The sequence below is a fragment of the Flintibacter muris genome (assembly GCF_943192995.1).
GTDB lineage: Bacteria > Bacillota > Clostridia > Oscillospirales > Oscillospiraceae > Lawsonibacter > Lawsonibacter muris.
On sequence record NZ_CALPCP010000036.1, the window covers coordinates 18909 to 37176 of the forward strand.

Consider the following 18268-nt stretch of genomic DNA (forward strand, 5'->3'; position numbering starts at 1 on the left):
AGCTTTCGGGCCTCGCCCGGAAGCGAGTGATATGGAGCTTGCGACGACGAAGGGGCCGTCTGTCCCTTTCGGAAAAACGGCCCCTGTTTTATTCTTACTGCATGGTCATGCCCGCCCCGTCCGGGGTGGTGTATTCGTGGATGAACTCCCGGTTGTTCCTGGTTATATAGCCGGTCTCACCGTCGGTCAGCATATACCCGGAGGTTTCCAGCAGATCCTCGGCGTAATCGTCAAAGTTGATGGCTCCGGACTGGATCAGCTCCTCCGGCACTCCGCAGGAGCGCAGATGGTTTGCCGCGAAGTCCGCCAGTTCCTCGCCGGACACCCACTCATAACAGTGCATATTCTGGGAAATATCCAGGGCGAATTTCAGGGTGCGGCAGTTCTCGTATTCCAGCGCGGCGGCGAACTTTTCCAGCCAGTGAGGCTCCCCCTGACCCTGCTCGTCCATGACATGGCCCAGATTGTTCCCGTCTCTGGCCAGCTCGCTGACGCTGCTGTACTGTGCCGTCAGGTCGCCGGCCTCGGGCAGGATACATTGAGCCTCCAGCAGGGTACAGTCATCCAGGGAGCCAGCCTTCAATTCATGGAGAACCAAGTCAATCTCCCCAACGCCATAGTCGGTGTCCAGCGTGTAGTCGGGCAGACGGAGCCACACACCCTCGGGCACAGCGGGGGTCGCCAGCTTCAGCTTGACGCTCCAGTTGTCATCCCAGAGCAGGGGAGCCCCGTTTTCCTGCCGGATGGGCGGGCTGGGCTGTTTCGGGTAGGCCACATAGCAGTGGCCGATGAACAGGCCGGGGTGCTTGTCTTCATATTGACGGCCCAACTCATCCAAATCGACATACGGCAGAACATCCTCCGGGACCTTGATGCACCGGAGGCCGAACCGCCCCAGCTCCTCGTAGCTCCCAGCCGGGCAGACATCGTAGTCCTCCAGAGCGTTGAGGCAGTCCACCGCCTCCTCCGCGTCTCGGGGCGGTGCCCTCTGGAGAACGGCGGCGAGGATATAGCCCTCCCGGACGCTCAGCGTCTCCAGCCGCTCTTTCACATACGCCTGGTACTGCGCCGGGCCGGGCAGCGTAGGAAGTTCTTTGAAATTTTCCATCATAACATCTCCATTCCGCCCTGGCTGGGCATATTTTCTATTGCCTGGATCGGCTGGTGATCCTCACGCTCAATCAGGCCATAGGCGGTCAGTGTCCCGCCGCACCGCTCAATCAGCGCCTGTCCGTACTGGTACAGGTTAAGGTGGGGGATGAGGGTCGCCGCATCTTCATCGCGGAGGACAGCAGACAGCTCCCCCTTTGCCACCTCGGCGGGGGAGCTGTACTGTGGGGAGAAAATGTAGTTGTCCAGCGAGTCCATAAGCGCCTCGGCGCTCTGGAGGTCCTTGCAGTCTGTGGCTTCCAACAGAGCCTTGTATGTGCTGAGAGCTTTCGGTTCCATATCCGCCAACCGCTGGGCCAGATCATTCAGAAAGTCAATTCCCACCTCAGCATCAGAGATTATCTCTGACAGCGACGGAGCCCGGCAGTCCAGGCAGCTCCAGCCGGCCTCCCGCCAATCCCAGGCGCCCACGGCCTCCAATGTGGTCTCCAGTACTTCCGGTGAAGCGGGCAGCTTCAGCTGTGCGGTTTTGCCGCTGTCATAGCCGGGGTCATTGAAGAAGCCCTTGGATACCTCCAGCAGGATGGTGTACGCGGGCTTTTTCGGCGTAAAATCCAAGGTCTTGTATACCTGACGCAGTTCGCTGTGCCGCTCCACATAGCCGAAGCCGGTAAATGTACCGCCCTCCGCCTCCCGGTACGTCTTTCCAATTTGCGTGTAGTCCAGCAGTTTGCGAGCCTTATCGGAGAGATCCTCCGCTTCCGGGATGAATCCATTTTCCACAAGGAATCTGCCCAGCTCCTCATCGGTCACAGCGTCCTCCACCACATGGCAGCAATTCCCGCTGTGGGCGTAGTCGATCAGGCTGCCAATGGGGATTGTTTCTCCGCCTTTCTGAATATCCATGCAGACCAGCCCCTCGAAGGCGGCCATGCCTTGCGTGTCCAGCTCTGCCAGCCGCTTGGCCAGGGCATTGAGTCGGAAAAGGTCTGTCTCCTGAATGCGCTTGTTCAAATAGTCGTATTCCTCGGTGGCATGAAACTCCAGATACGGACGTTTTCCGTCCTCCTGCCGGAGCTGTTCCATTGCGTCGAGAAGCTCGTAATCCGTGGCTGGCAGATCCAGTTCCACTTCCCGATAACCTCCGTTGGGGCTGTTGAACGTGCGGATGTGGAATACCTTATCCAAGGGTCATCCCTCCCATCGGCGCTCCAGCCTCCATATCGGCGGGGGACTGGAGGGTCTGCTCATAGGTCTTGGGATCAGCGGCAGGGCAGTCCCAGCCATGCATGGACCCGGCCTCCATCGCCAGCCGCTGGGCGGCGGTAACTCCGAGGCGCTGGTTGTTGTAATCCGCCAGTTCCCGGTTCTGGGCGGGGTCACCGGTATCCCAGTCCGAGGGGTAGAAGCCGCTCTCGCCCCGCTTGATACAGATAAGTGTCCCGGCACCGGGGAGGACGGAGAAGCACAGCTCGGGCAAGCCTTCCGCCAGATTCGGACCAGAGGATGACGCCCCTGTCAGAGCCTGCTCCTGGGCATAGTGCCTGGGATCGGCAGCGGGAGAGTCCCAGCCATGGAGACAGCCGCCCAGCATGGCCTGTTCCTGTGCGGGGGAAATGCCACGTTCCCTGTTGAAGATGTCCGCCAGATGACGGTTCAGATTGGGCTTCTCTTTGCTGTCCCCCGATACATGGTAGCCGTTCTCTCCCTGCACGATGCAGATGAGCGACCCATCGCTGGGCAGGGTAGACCAGCACATATCCGGCAGACGCTCAGAGAAGTGGGGATCAAAGCGGTCCTGCTCCGGCATAATGCTCCACCCCTCGCTTTGCCACAAGTGGGCGTAGATTTCCATGCCATTGCCCACCTGAATTTCTCTTTGCTCAAAGCTCTCTCCTGCGCCGTCACTGGCCTGTCCACCGATTTCGTCAGTGAGGGCCGCCAACTCCAGCGGGGTCAAGGCGCCCCGCACCTTGCACTCGGCCACGCCCCAGAGCTGACCGTCCCGCACCTCGGCGGTGAAGTAGTAGGACTGCACCTTTCGGTCTACGCTGTCCGGGCCGCTGAAATAGGCCATGAGGCCGCGCTCCGCCTCCTCCGGGCTGTCCGCGTGTCGTTCCAGCCAGTCACGTTCTTTCTGGAGCGCCTCAATAATCTGCGGGGCATACTGTGCGGCCTCCCGAGGGTCCATCGTGATATCGATCTCCAGCCCATCCTCCTCGTCATAGTAGGTCGCCGTCATGGGCATATACAGCTTCAGTGTCTGGAGGGGAGGAGGCAGGACGGAGAAGCTGTCCGCCCCCAGCACCAGGTTCAGGCTGCGTCCGCTGTCCCAATTCACTAAAAAGTGGCCCGCGTCGTCGATGCCCTCCAATGTCCCCATGCTCCCAGACTCCACCGGGCAGGGGTCATTCCTCATCTCTCTGAGTTTGATTCGGCTGCCCTGCGGGAACTGCTCCCGCAGAAAGTTCAGCCATTCTCTCGGTATCTGGTTCATTTACATCATTCCCTTCATTGTCATACCCTGCTCAGGCGGTTCCGGAGAAAGCAGTTCATAGATATCTTGCCTTGAGATTGCAACGGGTCCAGACCTCGAAAAGCACCCTTCAAGATGCTTGGTCTTTTCCATGAGAAAATCAATCGGGAATTCGTGATATTCCCGTTCTTCGCCCATGTCCTCATCAACACGGATCATATTATGATCTACATCAATCTCAATCAGGGCCTTGAAGTCATCCGCGTTTTCCGGATGATCCAGATACCCTTGGTACTCCTCCGTACTGATTTCCGACTGGAGCTTCATGTTCTCGAACAGGGGCAGAGGCCGGCCATCCTCGCCAACAGCCCTTTTATGGAGCCGGTACGGTATCCCGCCCAAGCCCCTGATGGCGGTTGTCAGGCTGCATCTGGTTTCTCCATTCTCTATCACCGCTATTACGGTCGGTTTTCTCGGCTTACTCATTACATAGAGCCTCCCATCGTCATACCTATGTCGCCATAGTCCTCAATCTGGCGAGGATTTTCCTCGCCGTACAGATCATAGACCATATCGTCCACAGCCTTTCTGACCGCCGGGTCATCAGTGAGCGTCTCACAGCGGAAGCCGGTGGTGGCCTGATAGGGCAACTCCTCCCGGATAGTCTGGAGGTACTTCTGCGGGTCAATAAATTCCTCATGTTCTCCGCTGGCGTAACTGACCCGCCCGATGACCTGTTTCTGCGCCTGTTTATCAAAGCATGAAAGATATGCCTGGTAGTCGCCCTCTGTGGGGTTGCACCGCAGACGGTAGAGGTATCGCTCCGTTTCCAGCGTAAAGCCGTAGTTCTGACAGCAGGAGCCGCCTTCAATGGCCCCATCGCTGCCATAGCAGTACCGGCGCATGGAGGGAAGGTCCTTCAGAACGCCTTTGCGCAGGTCATTCACCACCTTGTCCAGTTCATCTCTGAACTCCTGGGTGTTCAGCTCCTCGGGACCTCTGGGCCACCAGGTGTGGTAAAAGCCCTTCCCATCTCGCCCGAAGTCAACCCGGACATGACCAACAGCCCCCAATTCCTCGTCCCTCTCTGGTGCCTGGGCATAAAACAACCCCGCCTCCTCGGGGGAAGCGGGGCACAGCATATGGCGGAGGGGCGTTTCGGGGCAGCGGATATGTTCTGCGGCGCAGAACTCCGCCAGACTGGGGTTTGTGCCGGTCATCTGGAACATATCCTTGACCAACCGATACTGGGAGCGTCCGTTTTTCAACGGCAGGTAGGAGAGAATCGACCCGGCGTGGTTGTCCTCCGCATGGTCCACCAGAGCGTGGGGCTCGTCCGGGTGGCGGGCGGTGCCCCGCAGATCGTAGCAGTACCACCCCTGGGGAACATCCTCACGGGGGATGGGCCGGACGCTGTACAGCACCGGGGCTCCGAACAGGCGGGCGCCCAGCATTTTGTCCTTGTAGATATTGATTTGCAACAGTTTCACTTCCTTTCTATTTTGGGTCAGCAACAACACATACCACAATTCTTTGCAAAAGTCTACGAAAACTTTTACATCATGGTCTGCCCGATTTCCGGCTCAGGAAACGGTTTGCTCAGGCGGCGGATCAGCTCGTATCCCGTCTGGCGAACTCCGTCCTCCTCCATCATTGCCCGGCCCAGCTGGTCAAAATCGGTATAACCGTCAATAGTATCCAGAAGTTCATCATCCGCCCCGAGGCGGCGAAGGGCTTCTCGGCCATATTCCCGTTCACTATCGGAGATCAACTCATAGTCGTCGATGTCTATGGCCAGGTCCAGAGCCTCAGTGAAGGTGGACGGCTCTTCCACCTCCAGCGCGGCGCAGTATTTCATTGTTTCGCCGTCTGTTTTGAGCCTTTGGAGACAGAGAGCCAGCTTGTTGGCATCCTCCACGGTAATGCAGTCCGTTGGAATCAGACGATTCAAATAGGGCGCCACATATTCAACGCTGGCAATCACTGTCTGGGAGAAGTCCTCGATCCCCAGGGTGCTCTTTGCGTGTTCCAACTGTGTTTCAGCTGCGGGGAGGACAAGAGGATAGCTTTGCTCCGAAACTGCCAGCGTCAAAAGCATCGTCCTTGGCGCTTCTGCCTGCGCAGGAGTTTCTTCCCGCCGTTTGATAAAGCCAATAGACGTGTACATTCCTCCGAGAACGCCTCGCTGTTCAGCGCCTATTTTGGCATAGTCCAGGTAGGGCCTGGTTTCCTCCGGGAAAGAGAATTTCCCGGTGACGAGGGAGGTATCTACAAGAAAATGCCCCAAATCCTCATCTGTCCTGATTTGGGGAAAAAGATCGTACTGCTCCAGGCTGTCCGTGACACGCAAAACGTCGTCCAGGTTTGCGGCTCGTTCCAGAGCCAAGGCTCCGCTGAGAAGCTCCAGCTTTTCACTGCTCATATTGTCTATTACCTCAGCCAGCCGGTTGAGACGCTGGATCCCGGCTTCCGTATTCAGGTCATCGACCTGCACACGTCCGTTGAGCAGCTGTGCCGGGCCTTTGCCGCTGACGCTGCGTACCACGCCGTAGCTTTTGCCGAACTCCTCCAGACCTCGCATTTCTGTCTGGACCTTGGCCAGGGTGGCCGGAAAAGTGACCTCCGCTTTCTCGGAGTCGAGGATGCCCTTCCGCATTTGAAGCACCATCAGCAAAGCCCTCCCATCTGCGGGCCCTGGTGCTGCTCCGGCGGGATATCCCGCATCAGCTCCTCCAAAGGCATTTCGCCATGGTACACCACATAGCCGCACTCGGTGAACTGTCCGCCCTCCTGCCGGATACGCTGCTCCCCGTAGCGGCGGTAATCATAGAAGCCCTCCAGGTTCTCGTCATACTCAAAATGGCCGGACTCCCGGATCATGTGCTTGCCGTATTCCTCCGGAGTATGAATTCCGGGAATGAAGTCAAACTGATCCAGGTTTTCCGCCAGCTGTTGGACCGCCATCATATTTCCCGGTTCCGCAATCAGCACGACTGCATTCAGCTTCTCCATGTCTGCCTCACTCAGCGGCTGCATCGCCTGGCACATCCGGTTCAGGGCCGGGATATCGTTCCCGCTCAGGTGGTCCAGGTTCAGAGCTTTCGCCACCCTTTCCGGAAGCTCATCGGAGTCAAGCTGCGCCTGGGCGTCGTGCGGTGCGTTGATGCCAACACGGAGTAGCGTCCGCTCAATTTGCCGTTCCGAAGCGGGGAGGTACAGGTATTCCGGGCTGTCGTCCTCCGCAAGTCCCCGCTTTGGCGTGACCTCCAGCACCATGAGACTGCTGTCATAAAGATACGCCGGGAGCTGTCGCCCGTTATATACCTGCTCCAGCTTCATCCCGTTGTCATAGACCACACCGTAAGGGGTGACCGTTTCGCCGCCGCCATCAATCAGGAGGTAGGCAGTTTCCTCACCGTCCAGGCTTTCCAGCTCCTCCATCCTGGCACTGCCGCCGTGCAGATTCATGTAGTGGCTGCGCCCTACGGCCTCTAAGTCAGAAAAGTCGGTGATGACCGTGGCCTGCTGGCAGCAATATGTCAGGTTGATGAAGTCCTCAATATCAGTCATTTTCATTTTGTGTGCCATGGCCTGAAACTGGCTGTCCTCGCCGGAACAGAAACCGTCCAGTCGCTTCGCCAGATAGTCCAGCTGATCCACATTGACCCGTGTACCCTCGAGTGTGCCCAGCACACTGTAGTGGCTGTCGATCACGTCTACCTTGCAGTCCTGGTTCACGGGCTCTCCTAAACCCATCGCCCGGAGCATCTCAATAGTCTGATCATACTGGTCAACAGGAATGGGGAAGGGGATGGTGATCTGCCCGCACTCCGGGCGCTGGGGATTGCTCAGGACCGCCTTGATCACATAGCTCATACGCCGCCCTCCCTGATGTTCTGCTTGGCGGCGACAGTAGTCCGACGGTACTTTTGACGTCCTTTTTGCTTGGGCGCTGTATTGGGACGCGGAGGATTCGGCGGTTCCATCATCATCCGTTCCAGCCAGCCCAGCCGGGTGTCGCTCATGAAATATCTTGCCATGGTCTTTATTCCTTTCTGAGGTGTTATTCTAATTCCCCGGAAAAGAACAAAATGAAAAGAGGCGCTGCCCTTTTCCGGGAAACGGCCTCACATTTCAAACTTTTTAGCTGAACTGTATCCCGCTGTTTTGGGCGAACATTTCGTCCGCAAACTCCAGCTCCTTATCATTGGAGAGACCCACCCGCTCGTCCAGATCCGGGACGCCGCGCTCAATCTGCTCCGCGGCAGATTCCAGGCATTTCTTTCGCTCATCTGTGATGGGGTACCTGGATTCCAGCGTCTCATGAATACATCGGTAGACCTCTGTCAGCTGCTCCGGGGTAAAAAGGGCACTGCGGGGAATGAGGCTGGAGCGGACGGCAAAGCTCCGTTTCGCGGCTGCGTAGCTGTCTGTGCCGCCCTCGGGGCCGTAATAATTCCCCTGATACAGCGCGGTGTGGTCCTGCACCCATTCCCATGTAATAAATTGAACACCGTACTTAGAGGGATGGCCCGCCAGGACCGTATCATTAAATTCAGCCAACAGCCTGTAGTCTCCTGTCAGACTGCTGGCTGTCAGCTGGGGCGCCGCCTCCATCTGCCGCATATACTCGGCGGTGATTTTGGCGACGTCAGTCACCCTGTTCAGGACGGCGCTCCTGTGGTCGTCAGCTACATCTTCTTTCCAGTACCTCACCGCACCGGTATCCAGGGCGAGACAGAGGCGCTGTCCGTCCAGCTCCACCGGCAGGAGCCCCTCCTCCGTTTCCGGCTTCACGATGAGGCCCTCATGCCGGAGATTGCGGGACAGCTCTTGAAAATACCTGTTTCTTTCGTCTATGCTCATTTTGATCCTCCTGTTTTTATGAAATTATAATTTTTTGCCCTGAAAAGTGCGGGGCCCCTTTTAATTTCACCTGTTTTGAAAACAGGCGCTGGGCACTTCAAACTCTGAAAAACAAAAAGAGTGTCGACCTGTTCAGCCCCGTTAGAGCTGACGGATCGACACCCAAAATACATGCGTTTCTTTTAGCATCTTATTTTCAATTTTCTGCCTGCGGGTTTGAGTCTTATCTGAGTGAACAGAAAGCGTGGAAAAATCTAAATTTTGAGGCCCTTGGATTTTCGTTATCCAAGGGCCTCTGAAGCCTTGAAATCTCTTGGTTTTTTGACCAAAAATCTTTCTTGACCTCTTTTTCTGGAGCTGCTACCCAGATTTGAACTGGGGACCTCATCCTTACCAACTGCCATGGCAATATTCTTTACATATTTTCCGCTTGTTTATAGCCGTTTTTGCTCCATTTCATTTGCTCTCCGGCACTCTTTGAAAGCCTCATTTCCATGTGTTCCACACCTGTCTGTGGCTGGTTATGTGGTCAAAGAAATTGTCTCACTGAAAGAGGCCGTCCACAAACTCAACGAAGCACTGTGTAATTCGCTTGCTTTTCACCTCTGTATTTCTCCGTTTATCCCTATCGACTTTCGCCTCCTATTTCGGTATCGTGTTGCTTGCGAAAGCCCTATAAAATACAGAAATCAGGAGGAAAAGCAAATGACCAGTATCAAAAAGCGCACCACTGCCGCACTGACGGCAGCAATCCTCGCAACAACCCTCGCTATCCCCGCCATAGCAACAGAGGCCCCAACCATCCGAGTGAGCAGCTACAAGGGCAGCACCCTGGAGGTCGGGGAACGTAGCGGCCTCATCATCGGCCCCAGCGGTACGGAGTACGCTGTCACTTCCAGCGACCCGGACACTGTGGCAGTAGATCAGGTGCTGACCTTCTGGGTCGCTGTCGCCAAGGAGGAAGGGAGCGCAGAAATCATCGTCTCCGACAGCGCCGGGGAGCACGGGAGCGTAACACTGACAGTCGGCTCCGCCGTCCCCGCCGCGCCGGAGGCCCCCGCCAGCGGGGATAGCACCGGCCTGACGGACAATCTGGAGATACGCCAAGAGATGATCCGGCTCATCAATCAGACCCGAAAGGCCAATGGGGTGCCAGAACTGCCTGTCAGCGAAGCCCTGATGAACGCCGCCCAACTCTGCTCCAACCGGCGCTACACTTGGCACCACTCCCCGGAGGAGAGCCAAGCCGCTGTCGATGCCGGCTACCCCTATGGCTTCGGTGACAACCTCACCGTGTTCACCGGTACAGCTGATGCCGCCCAACACGCCGTCGACAACTGGATCAATTCCTCCGGTCACTTCGAAACAATGATAGACCCCAGATGCGACTGCATTGGTGTTGGAGTAGCCCAGCATGACGGTATCACCTACTGCTACATGTTCGTCGGAATCCCCAACAGCGTCAACTTCTATGCCTAAGCAAATAGCACCCAGAGAGGTCCGTCCAGGAAACTGGACGGACCTCTCTCATGGCGGCAGAAATAGAGTGCAGGCAGGAAAATATGATACCCGGAAGTCCAGATTTTCTGCTCAAATTTTGCGTAGCTGAAAACAAAGAATTAAACCTGCTACGTTGACCGAACAAGGCTCAGGCCGACTCTTTGCAAAACGATATAGGATGTGGTAAAATAGTGCATCATTATTTGGAGTGTATGCATTATGAATAATGATAAAGTGTTTCAAATGAATTTCGGGAAAGTATACGGGCTTCTGCTGGACAAGGCCACCAGGAAGGACAGGACGAAGGCCGAAGTGGATGAAGTCGTCTGCTGGCTGACGGGGTACAGCCCGGAGCAGTTGGAGACGTTCCGCTCCTCCGGCCTCTGCTACGGGGACTTTTTCCGTAGCGCGCCCCAGCCCAACCCGAACCGGATTCTGATTAAGGGCGTGGTCTGCGGCGTCCGGGTGGAGGAGGTGGAGGACCCGCTCATGCGGGAAATCCGCTATCTGGACAAGCTGGTTGACGAGTTGGCAAAGGGAAAGCCGATGAAAAAGATCTTGCGAAAATAGGAGGAAGCAGCCATGTGGGTATGTCCCAAGTGTGGGCGGTCATTCAAAAACATGGAGCAGAGTCACTACTGCGGAAAGCCTCCGGCGACGATTGAGGAGTATATCGCCGCCCAACCGGAGGAGGCGCAGGACTATCTGCTGCAGATCAACGCCGCCATCAAGGCCAGCATCCCGGAGTCCAAGGAAAAAATCTCCTGGAGTATGCCCACCTACTGGAAGGGCCGGAACCTGATCCAGTTTGCGGCCTCCAAGCGGCACATTGGCCTGTACCCCGGCCCGGAGGCCGTGGAGGCGTTCGCCGGGCGGCTGACGGAGTACACGACCAGCAAGGGAACAATACAGCTCCCCTACAGCAAGCCGCTCCCGCTGGAGCTGATTGGGGAAATTGCAAACTGGTGCTTCAAAAAATATGTCAACCATTGTATACAATGGTTTAACCATCATCGTCCTGTCAAACAAACACCTGTAAATGAATCGAACCTCATAACTCGCTGCGGAAAGGCAACAGATGAACAGCCAAATTGGAATCAGGTGGGTATATGAAAACTTATAATGAACTTGTAGATCTCTTTGAACAGGCCAATGACGCTCTATTGATGGTTGATTATGGCTTATTGGCTGATCAGGTATCTGAGCGAACCTTGTGCGGCGCACTTATGCTACATATTTATGATCTCATCAGGCAAGACCCCTCTTATAAAGGCTATTATGCGGATGTGGAGTATAATCGAAACAAAGGCACTATTAAAACCATCCGCAAAACCATTCGCGGCCCTGACGAAAAAATTATTTCTATCAATTGCGATCTAATCCTCCACAGCCGGGGAACTCATATCGAGCAGGACAATCTTCTTGCTGTCGAAATGAAAAAATCAACTCGCTGCACCACCGAAAAGAATAAAGACCGGGAACGTCTCATTGCCCTGACGAAAGACTCTTTTGATGATGTCTGGGCATGGGATGGCAAGAATCTGCCAGAACATGTTTGCCGGTATGTTTTGGGTGTCTATTATGAAATTAACTACCGGCGGCGAAAAATTCTGGTTGAATATTATCGCCAAGGCCAAAAAATCCACTCTTATACAATGCCTTTTTAAATATAAAAACGTTAATACTCATTACGTTTTCCTTTTGAAATCGCCTCCCTCCACACGCTCAGCACTCCAGTTTTCTCTGCCTGAAACAGCTCCATCCCGTCAGCGCCGCGCCCATGATCAGCAGCACCGCGATACAGACCGCCTCCGCGCCCTTTGATACGTAAAACTCCGCATAATCCCAAGCCAGATGGAAGAAAAACGCATAATTCATCACCCAAGTGGCGAAAAAACCGCCCATCACCACAAACAGCGGAAACGCCTTGAGCAGCATGGACACATAGCTGTCGCTGAACCGGGACAGGAACAGAGTCACAGCGCCGATGCCGATCCCCAACGCCAGCACCATCCCAGTCAAAATGCCAAGATACTGTCCATAGGTCCAGTTGAACCAAGGGATTCCGGTTTCCCAAACGGAGTTACCCAGGGGACAGTCCTTCAGCGCAAGAGGACCCTGGTCCAAAAACGGGATAGCATAAATCGTTACATTCGCCACACTCAGCAGCAGCGCAGAAACCAGCCCCGCCGCCAACTGGGTATGCAGCACCCGCCGTCCCCGCCGGCTGGACCACTGGAGGGGGCGAGTCCGCCGCAGCCTGTCCCGCACCAGAGTGGGGGACAGCAGTAGGATCACACTAATGGCTGTCCACTGGGCCAGATATTTGAGATATCTGTTGGTGGAATCCATAACAGACCAGGACAGGAGGCTCTTGGGCCAGCTATCCACTGCAAGCATCTGCGCCTGCTCCTTTGGCGTGTAATACTGGAAAAACTCCGGTTGTTCGAGATAGTCTCTCTGGCGGTCACACAGTTCCATCATCTGCCGGATATTTTCAATTGTATAGCAGTTGGTTCCTTCCCGGATGGCCCACATCAGCTGAGAATCCCCCTCGTTTTGCTCGGAAGCGGCGCGAAAACTTTCATAGTCTGTGATTCCTGTTGCCTTGGCCTCGGGGAACTCCTCCAACTGCCGGTTGAATTTGGCAACTTCCTCCGCCAGCTGGCTGTCCACCTCCGCCCGCTCTTCCGGCTCCAGTGTAGGGCCGTACCGATTGACCCACTCCACCGACAGATTAAACTCTTCCTGTGCTGAGGGGCCGTTGGAAAAGTGCTCAATATAGAAGCTGGGGAACATATAGTAGTAGATCAGCCCCAGCAGGATAATGCCCGCCAAAATTCCGGGATGCCAAATCTTTTTCAGTTCCTGCCAAAACAGGCTCATGTCATCACGTCCTTTCGCCCAAAGTGTCTCAGCGCCAAAGCCGTCCCCATACCGCAGACCGCCAAACCTAACCCTGTGCTGACAGTCTCCTGCCAGGGAACAAAAGCGTTCAGGCCAAGCTCGGTAAACCAGCCGTTGATTGTTAGCCAGATACTGACGGGCTGAAAAGTCAGCAGGGCATACCCCATCCAAAGCCCCGCCTGGGAGCAGAGGGCCTGGGCCGCCGCGCTGCCGCACAGCAGCAGGGCCAGCAGCAGGGCGGACAGGTAGACATTTCGCACCAGCGTTCCGCAGATGGCCGCCAGCAGAGCGAATACGACGGTCAACAAACCGCCCAGCCCCACTGCCGCCGCAAGATAGCCCCCTACAGTGAAGTCCGTCCAAGTGAAAAACGGGCGTGGATAAAACAGATCAATGATGTAGTTGAACTGGCCGGAGACGCTGCCGCCCCAGACGCCGCTCCAGTCCCAGAACAGCAGGAATATCCCCAGCGTGACCGCCGCCAGCAGCAGATACACCGCCAGCGCCCAGGTGATTCCGGCCAGCACCTTCCAGCGGCACAGCTTTCTCCCGGTGCGGGAGGCGTACACCCCCGCCGCCGTCCGCTGCTGATTTTCGTAGCCCAGCAGAAACAACATGGACAGCATCCCCAGCACCGCACCCTCGGTGAGGACAGCCCGCATCAGGGTCCCATAGAGAAACTGGTGGACGTAATGGGTAATTGGCCCGCTATACCAATCCATGGCCGCTCCTGTTTCTGACAGGTGGGCGATCCGCTCCGCCAGCCGCTCATACTTGCACTCCATCAGGACTGCCGCCGTGGGAGAGCTTTTGACATAGCTGTTGTAAAAGTCCGAGAGAGATTTCAGGTCGTAGTCCGCATAAATGTCCGTCATACCCTCCGCAGCGGACAGAAGATAGTTCCGGTAATCTGACTGGGGACGCCGCCCCAGCCCGTCCAGAAAGTCGCCGTCTACCCGCTGGCTCAGCCCGCCGGTCATAGCAGCGGTCTCGTTCCACTCCCACCGCCAGCGATCCCCGCTGCCGATGAGCAGGCAGTTGAAGGCCAAACACAGAACCAGCACACCCCAAAAGGCGGGCAGATGGGACAGCTTGCTCCACTCATATCTCAGCAGCCTCATACCTGCCCCTCCCGGTAGATCGCCAGGAAGGCGTCCTCCAGGCCGGGCGTCACTGGAACAGCTCCCCGGGGCGGAGTGTCGCAGAAGATACGCAGGACCGTCCCCTGTTCCCCCTGCCGCTCGCTGAGGAGAAACTGATTTTCCGCCAAAGCGGTTTCCGCCGGGACCTCAAACACCCGGCCCTTCATTTTGCCGCAGATTCCCGCCGGGCTGTCACAGCAGAACAGCCTGTGGTCCCGGAGCATGACAATCTGCCCGGCGATGGTCTCAATATCGGAGACAATGTGGGTGGAGAGGATGACGATTCGGTCCTCTGCCAGGGAGTGGATCAGGTTTCGGAACCGTACCCGCTCCCGCGGGTCCAAGCCGGCGGTGGGCTCGTCCAAAATCAGCAGCTTGGGGTCGTTGAGCATGGCCTGGGCGATGCCCACCCGCTGGCGCATCCCGCCGGAGAGTTGCCGCATTTTCTTGAGTTCCGCATCGGACAGCCCCACCAGCTCCAGCAGTTTGCTGATTCTCCCATCGGCTTCCTTCCGGGGGATACACTGGAGCGCAGCAACGTAGCGCAGAAACTGCCGGGGGGTATAGCCGGGGTAGTAGCCGAACTCCTGGGGCAGATAGCCTAACAGTCCCCGGTACTCCTCGTCCAGTGCATGGATGTCCTCCCCCTCCCACAAAATCTGCCCGGAGGTGGGGAACAGCAGGGTAGTGAGCATTTTAATGAGGGTGGTTTTGCCCGCCCCGTTGGGGGCCAGCAGACCGTAAACCCCGGCGGTGAATTGCAGGAAGATGTCCTCCAGGGCAGTAAAATCGCCGTATTTTTTGGTGACATGTTCAACTGTAAGCATAGAAGCGACCTCCTCGGTTGGGATAGCGGAGCATCCGCTCCAGGGTCAGAACACAGTAGGCCAGCCCGGCGGCGGCCAGGACAAACAGAACCAGTACGGGAACCCGGAGCAGAAGCTCTCCGCCCCGCTCCCAGACCAGCAGAAGCAGTCCGGTCACGCCCCACACGGCGGGCGGAACCACAATCCCCCGGCGAAGCCTCAGACAGAACAGGGTCAGAGCGGCGTAGAGGAACAGGCTGGAGAAGGACAGGCCCAGCATCCAGGGCAGGGACCAGCTCCGCCCGGAGGTCAGCCACAGCAGGATATTGGTGGGGACGCACACGATCACCGCCAAACCGCCAAATACCAGCATCCGCAGAGCCAGCAGGGTACAGGCTGAGAGTTTGCAGCTCCGCCGCCACTCCGCAACACCGCTTGCTGTGTCTTTCCATGCAGTCAGCAGATGGAGGGCGGCGTACAGCGCAGGGGAAAACAAAAACAGCAGTGGGACCACGGTGTCTAAGCGTGCTAACACCGCTCCTGGAATCAGACACAGCAGCGCCGCCAGTGCGGGGAGGAACAGGCAGTCCTCTACACCAAAGAACACCACAGACAGGGAGACGCTCCGCCGTCTGTTTCTCCGCTCTACCCCGCTCAGTTCCACAATGCGCCGGATAGCCGCCTGCCGCTCCTCACCTGTGGGCATGGGAATTTTTTTATCCATCTGGATCAAACTCCTCTCTGATCCGCCCCAAAAGGCGGTAGTATTGGCTTTTCACCGCCGGCTCCGACTGGCCCAGGGCGGCGGCGATCTCTCCGAAGCTCTGTTCCCCGTAGAGCCTCAGTCGAAACACGGCTTGAAGCGAGGGGGACAGCCCGGACACATAGCCCTCGATCCGCTCTAGCAGTTCCCGGTCATAAATCCGGGAGACAAAGTCCTCCTGAACAGGCAGTTCAATCTCCTCCAACGGCGTAGTCACGGGCCAGGACTGGCGGCGGGCGTCGATGACCTTGTTGGCAGCGATACGGTAGAGCCAGGTGCGGAAAGCGGCCTTCTTCGGGTCGTAGGAGGGAAGCGCCCGGAGGACCGCAAGGAAGATGCTCTGGGTCAGATCCATGGCGTCCTCCTTGTGTCCGGTCTGGCGGTAGACAAAGATGTATATCTCGTCATAGTACCGCTCCACCAGTTTCTCCGCCGCCTGACGGGAACCGCCGCGCTGGATGTCCCGTATCCACTTGCTCTCCTGCTCCATGGCCTCACCGCCTTCCCTTATTGATATATTCGTATGACAGGGTAACATCGTTGCAGAAAAAAGGAAAGTTTTTTATTCCTGGTTGAGGTCCTCGCCCTGACAGTTTGTGTCGAGGCTTCAAAAACTGCATCGCCTAAACAAAGAATAGACAGGCCATCATCAGATACCCCTCAACTCTTCCGATACAATCACCCGCCAGACTCAGTTCTGGCGGGTGATCTTTTCTATAGCAAAAACTTTTTCTGAAAGCAAAAATAAAACGTCGCTTTTGGACTCTGGAGGTTGTGGTAGAGGGATGAGGGGGCCTGCGTTCTGAATCGGTAAACATTTTGTAAACTCGTCTATAAGAAAGTTCCGTTTCAGCCGCCAGAGGTTGTGGTAGAAGAGTGAGGGAAGTCAGTCCGGAAAAGCAGAGAAGAAAATCGTGTCATAAAGAAAGGAGGTCAAGCACAGCATGAAAGAATCCGCCTACAAAGATTACGACGAGCTACCGCTGTTCCTGAACGCGGCAACGGTGGCAAGGGTACTGGGCGTCTCACCGTCCAGCGGGTACGAGCTAATGCATGAGCCGGATTTTCCAGTGCTGAAGGTCGGCAGCAGGATGGTCGTGCCCAAGGAGAAATTCGTGGAGTGGGTGTCGCGGCACACCCAGGGAGGTGCAGAGTGAAGTACACACCGCGGCCCAAGCGTGATCCAATCAAGAACTACTTCCAGCTGCCCAACGAGATATTCCTGCTGGGTCTGTCGCCCGGCGCACTGGCCGTCTACTCTTATCTGCTCTGCTGCGAGAACAGGAAAACGTACCAGTGCTGGCCCAGCTACAAGACCATCGGTAGAGCAGTGAGGATGAGTGCCAACACAATCCGCAAGTATGTGTGTGAGTTGGAGGAGCGGCGGCTCATCAGTACAGAGAGCACAACAGTTATCACCAAGGCCGGTCTGAAGCGCAACGGCAATCTGCTCTACACCATCCGTCCGATCCAGCTGGCCCTCGACCAGTTCTACGAACAGCAACTGGCGCAGATAGATGTGGCGGCTGAACGTCAGCGAGTCGCAAAGGCACTCGCTCTCCACAGCAACAGTGCGCACTCAGCGTGACAGCCTGTGCGCCGCTGTGTGGCCTCGCTGGTACCCAGAGGGTAACAAGCCGCCGCTCACCGCAGATGCGGTTGTGTCCAAAGCGTGTGGCCTGTGTGCGCCATCCAACAAATTCAGCACAGCCGAAAGTGGCAGGTGAACCGGGGGGTCGAAAAATGTGCAGGATAAAGGCAGGTGGTCGCTTACGCGCCCCCCTGCCAGCCACACCGCCCCGCAACGCGGGTCGGAGATTTTCCATAGGTGGCCGGTTTTACCCCCTGTTGGCTGTGCCAGGTGGTCGGAATGAATAAAAACAAAGGGAAAACCGCCCTGTTTCAACCTTTTCCAAGGTGGCTGTGACAGGTGGTTTTTCAACAAAAAGGAGAAAATTTCCAATGAGCAAAAATACGCACATTTCGGTGGAACCGAGCGGCCCCGTAGAGATCAAGACACGCATCCCCGTCTGGCTGTACCCGTCCACGCTGGAGGTGATGGACAGAGCGATGAAAATTGCGAACTCCAAAAGCCGCAGTGAGTATCTGGAGAAGGCCGCGCTGTTCTACGCCGGCTACGTCTCCGGTCAGGATGCCACCGCTTATATGCCACCCGCACTGGCGTCCGTTCTGCGCGGAACAGTGCAGGACACGGAGAACCGCATATGCCGTCTGCTCTTCAAGCTGGCGGTGGAGCAAGACATGGTGATGAATGTGCTGGCGGCAGGGATGGAGATTCCTGATGAGCAACTCAAGGCGCTCCGTGGGCGATGCATTCAGAATGTGAAAAAGACCGGCGGCAGTGTCACCCTGGATGACGCAGTCCGCTATCAGAGGGGCGGTTTATAATCACCCATCTCTCGCTCAGATTCTGCGCCGCAAAACAAAGAATAAAAGTCCTCGAAAAAAGTAGTAGCTATATTTGCCGAAGTGTGGTATGTGTTGGTGTTGCAAAGGAGGCAGTAGATATGAGAACGATTCTGGAGGATCTCTACTACGGCAGCATCACACCCTGTGAGCAACAGATGATACCTGGCTCAGAGCTGAAGCGGACGGTAGATCGTGTCGCCAAATATGAAAAGCAGCTCATGGAACAGCTGGAGGAAACCGAGCAGGAGACTCTTACAAAACTTATCCG

Annotated in this window: 21 protein-coding genes and 1 pseudogene; 8 read left to right on the plus strand and 14 right to left on the minus strand. The window is 56.4% G+C overall.

The window, feature by feature from the left end; translation table 11 throughout:
• Positions 1-94 precede the first annotated feature (94 nt).
• The 9 genes from NFS22_RS18555 to NFS22_RS18595 all read right to left on the minus strand — a co-directional run bounded on the left by NFS22_RS18555 (position 95) and on the right by NFS22_RS18595 (position 8452).
• Positions 95-1108 (minus strand): hypothetical protein, encoded by a 1014-nt coding sequence (locus tag NFS22_RS18555; RefSeq protein ID WP_251319211.1) that lies wholly within the window; start codon positions 1106-1108, stop codon positions 95-97.
• Positions 1108-2298 (minus strand): antirestriction protein ArdA, encoded by a 1191-nt coding sequence (locus NFS22_RS18560; protein WP_251319212.1) that lies wholly within the window; start codon positions 2296-2298, stop codon positions 1108-1110. Before NFS22_RS18560 ends, NFS22_RS18555 begins: the two co-directional genes overlap by 1 nt.
• Positions 2291-3607, minus strand: a complete 1317-nt coding sequence (locus NFS22_RS18565; protein WP_251319213.1) for a DUF4314 domain-containing protein — start codon at positions 3605-3607, stop codon at positions 2291-2293. The genes NFS22_RS18560 and NFS22_RS18565 overlap by 8 nt, the downstream gene beginning before the upstream one ends.
• Positions 3608-4072: a hypothetical protein gene (locus NFS22_RS18570; protein ID WP_251319214.1), complete on the minus strand. Its 465-nt coding sequence runs from the start codon at positions 4070-4072 to the stop codon at positions 3608-3610.
• Complete coding sequence (locus tag NFS22_RS18575; protein WP_251319215.1) at positions 4072-5067, minus strand: LPD28 domain-containing protein; 996 nt, start codon at positions 5065-5067, stop codon at positions 4072-4074. Before NFS22_RS18575 ends, NFS22_RS18570 begins: the two co-directional genes overlap by 1 nt.
• 74 nt (positions 5068-5141) lie before the next feature.
• Positions 5142-6254, minus strand: coding sequence for a DUF6329 domain-containing protein (locus NFS22_RS18580; protein WP_251319216.1), 1113 nt, complete (start codon positions 6252-6254; stop codon positions 5142-5144).
• Complete coding sequence (locus NFS22_RS18585) at positions 6254-7462, minus strand: antirestriction protein ArdA (protein ID WP_251319217.1); 1209 nt, start codon at positions 7460-7462, stop codon at positions 6254-6256. Before NFS22_RS18585 ends, NFS22_RS18580 begins: the two co-directional genes overlap by 1 nt.
• On the minus strand, positions 7459-7626 hold the full coding sequence (locus NFS22_RS18590) for a hypothetical protein (RefSeq protein WP_251319218.1): 168 nt from the start codon (positions 7624-7626) through the stop codon (positions 7459-7461). The genes NFS22_RS18585 and NFS22_RS18590 overlap by 4 nt, the downstream gene beginning before the upstream one ends.
• Positions 7627-7729: 103 nt before the next feature.
• Positions 7730-8452 carry a hypothetical protein gene (locus NFS22_RS18595; RefSeq protein ID WP_251319219.1) on the minus strand — a complete coding sequence of 241 codons (723 nt, stop codon included), beginning with the start codon at positions 8450-8452 and terminating at the stop codon, positions 7730-7732.
• A gap of 705 nt (positions 8453-9157) precedes the next feature.
• On the opposite strand from NFS22_RS18595, the gene NFS22_RS18600 reads away from it, so the two are divergent.
• From NFS22_RS18600 to NFS22_RS18615, 4 genes and pseudogenes are all read left to right on the plus strand, one after another.
• A complete protein-coding gene (locus NFS22_RS18600) occupies positions 9158-9931 on the plus strand; it encodes a CAP domain-containing protein (RefSeq protein WP_251319220.1) in 774 nt (257 codons plus the stop codon).
• A gap of 240 nt (positions 9932-10171) precedes the next feature.
• Positions 10172-10522 (plus strand): DUF2200 domain-containing protein, encoded by a 351-nt coding sequence (locus tag NFS22_RS18605; RefSeq protein WP_251319221.1) that lies wholly within the window; start codon positions 10172-10174, stop codon positions 10520-10522.
• 12 nt (positions 10523-10534) lie between these two features.
• Positions 10535-10924: pseudogene (locus NFS22_RS18610) on the plus strand (iron chaperone); the annotation flags it as partial.
• Between the two features lie 137 nt (positions 10925-11061).
• Entirely contained in the window at positions 11062-11619 is a 558-nt protein-coding gene (locus NFS22_RS18615; RefSeq protein ID WP_251319222.1) for a hypothetical protein, read from the plus strand.
• A 58-nt stretch (positions 11620-11677) separates the two neighbouring features.
• Here the strand turns inward: NFS22_RS18615 and NFS22_RS18620 are convergent, their stop codons facing one another.
• Genes NFS22_RS18620 through NFS22_RS18640 form a run of 5 tightly spaced genes read right to left on the minus strand, consistent with a single transcriptional unit; the run spans position 11678 to position 16060 of the window.
• Positions 11678-12838, minus strand: coding sequence for a hypothetical protein (locus tag NFS22_RS18620; RefSeq protein WP_251319223.1), 1161 nt, complete (start codon positions 12836-12838; stop codon positions 11678-11680).
• Positions 12835-13980, minus strand: a complete 1146-nt coding sequence (locus NFS22_RS18625; protein WP_251319224.1) for a hypothetical protein — start codon at positions 13978-13980, stop codon at positions 12835-12837. The genes NFS22_RS18620 and NFS22_RS18625 overlap by 4 nt, the downstream gene beginning before the upstream one ends.
• On the minus strand, positions 13977-14828 hold the full coding sequence (locus tag NFS22_RS18630; RefSeq protein WP_251319225.1) for an ABC transporter ATP-binding protein: 852 nt from the start codon (positions 14826-14828) through the stop codon (positions 13977-13979). Before NFS22_RS18630 ends, NFS22_RS18625 begins: the two co-directional genes overlap by 4 nt.
• Positions 14815-15531, minus strand: a complete 717-nt coding sequence (locus NFS22_RS18635; protein ID WP_251319226.1) for a hypothetical protein — start codon at positions 15529-15531, stop codon at positions 14815-14817. Before NFS22_RS18635 ends, NFS22_RS18630 begins: the two co-directional genes overlap by 14 nt.
• Positions 15524-16060, minus strand: a complete 537-nt coding sequence (locus tag NFS22_RS18640) for an RNA polymerase sigma factor (RefSeq protein ID WP_251319227.1) — start codon at positions 16058-16060, stop codon at positions 15524-15526. Before NFS22_RS18640 ends, NFS22_RS18635 begins: the two co-directional genes overlap by 8 nt.
• Positions 16061-16514: 454 nt before the next feature.
• Between NFS22_RS18640 and NFS22_RS18645 the strand changes: the two genes are divergently transcribed.
• The 4 genes from NFS22_RS18645 to NFS22_RS23905 form a co-directional block, all read left to right on the plus strand.
• Positions 16515-16727, plus strand: a complete 213-nt coding sequence (locus tag NFS22_RS18645) for a helix-turn-helix transcriptional regulator (RefSeq protein ID WP_251319228.1) — start codon at positions 16515-16517, stop codon at positions 16725-16727.
• Entirely contained in the window at positions 16724-17158 is a 435-nt protein-coding gene (locus NFS22_RS18650) for a helix-turn-helix domain-containing protein (protein ID WP_251319229.1), read from the plus strand. Before NFS22_RS18645 ends, NFS22_RS18650 begins: the two co-directional genes overlap by 4 nt.
• A gap of 374 nt (positions 17159-17532) precedes the next feature.
• Positions 17533-17979 carry a hypothetical protein gene (locus NFS22_RS18655; protein WP_420908891.1) on the plus strand — a complete coding sequence of 149 codons (447 nt, stop codon included), beginning with the start codon at positions 17533-17535 and terminating at the stop codon, positions 17977-17979.
• Positions 17980-18098: 119 nt separating this feature from the next.
• Positions 18099-18268, plus strand: a 170-nt coding sequence (locus NFS22_RS23905; protein WP_338148027.1) for a DUF6809 family protein, incomplete at its 3' end; no start/stop codon positions are given.

What these genes read in the sequence shown, in the direction of transcription:
- NFS22_RS18615 (WP_251319222.1), top strand. Translation starts at nt 11,062, where the DNA reads ATGAAAACTTATAATGAACTTGTAGATCTCTTTGAACAGGCCAATGAC.
- NFS22_RS18630 (WP_251319225.1), bottom strand. Translation starts at nt 14,828, where the DNA reads ATGCTTACAGTTGAACATGTCACCAAAAAATACGGCGATTTTACTGCC.
- NFS22_RS18605 (WP_251319221.1), top strand. Translation starts at nt 10,172, where the DNA reads ATGAATAATGATAAAGTGTTTCAAATGAATTTCGGGAAAGTATACGGG.
- NFS22_RS18580 (WP_251319216.1), bottom strand. Translation starts at nt 6,254, where the DNA reads ATGGTGCTTCAAATGCGGAAGGGCATCCTCGACTCCGAGAAAGCGGAG.
- NFS22_RS18620 (WP_251319223.1), bottom strand. Translation starts at nt 12,838, where the DNA reads ATGAGCCTGTTTTGGCAGGAACTGAAAAAGATTTGGCATCCCGGAATT.
- NFS22_RS18600 (WP_251319220.1), top strand. Translation starts at nt 9,158, where the DNA reads ATGACCAGTATCAAAAAGCGCACCACTGCCGCACTGACGGCAGCAATC.
- NFS22_RS18570 (WP_251319214.1), bottom strand. Translation starts at nt 4,072, where the DNA reads ATGAGTAAGCCGAGAAAACCGACCGTAATAGCGGTGATAGAGAATGGA.
- NFS22_RS18640 (WP_251319227.1), bottom strand. Translation starts at nt 16,060, where the DNA reads ATGGAGCAGGAGAGCAAGTGGATACGGGACATCCAGCGCGGCGGTTCC.
- NFS22_RS18590 (WP_251319218.1), bottom strand. Translation starts at nt 7,626, where the DNA reads ATGGCAAGATATTTCATGAGCGACACCCGGCTGGGCTGGCTGGAACGG.
- NFS22_RS18555 (WP_251319211.1), bottom strand. Translation starts at nt 1,108, where the DNA reads ATGGAAAATTTCAAAGAACTTCCTACGCTGCCCGGCCCGGCGCAGTAC.
- NFS22_RS18635 (WP_251319226.1), bottom strand. Translation starts at nt 15,531, where the DNA reads ATGGATAAAAAAATTCCCATGCCCACAGGTGAGGAGCGGCAGGCGGCT.
- NFS22_RS18645 (WP_251319228.1), top strand. Translation starts at nt 16,515, where the DNA reads ATGAAAGAATCCGCCTACAAAGATTACGACGAGCTACCGCTGTTCCTG.
- NFS22_RS18565 (WP_251319213.1), bottom strand. Translation starts at nt 3,607, where the DNA reads ATGAACCAGATACCGAGAGAATGGCTGAACTTTCTGCGGGAGCAGTTC.
- NFS22_RS18585 (WP_251319217.1), bottom strand. Translation starts at nt 7,462, where the DNA reads ATGAGCTATGTGATCAAGGCGGTCCTGAGCAATCCCCAGCGCCCGGAG.
- NFS22_RS18655 (WP_420908891.1), top strand. Translation starts at nt 17,533, where the DNA reads ATGAGCAAAAATACGCACATTTCGGTGGAACCGAGCGGCCCCGTAGAG.
- NFS22_RS18625 (WP_251319224.1), bottom strand. Translation starts at nt 13,980, where the DNA reads ATGAGGCTGCTGAGATATGAGTGGAGCAAGCTGTCCCATCTGCCCGCC.
- NFS22_RS18595 (WP_251319219.1), bottom strand. Translation starts at nt 8,452, where the DNA reads ATGAGCATAGACGAAAGAAACAGGTATTTTCAAGAGCTGTCCCGCAAT.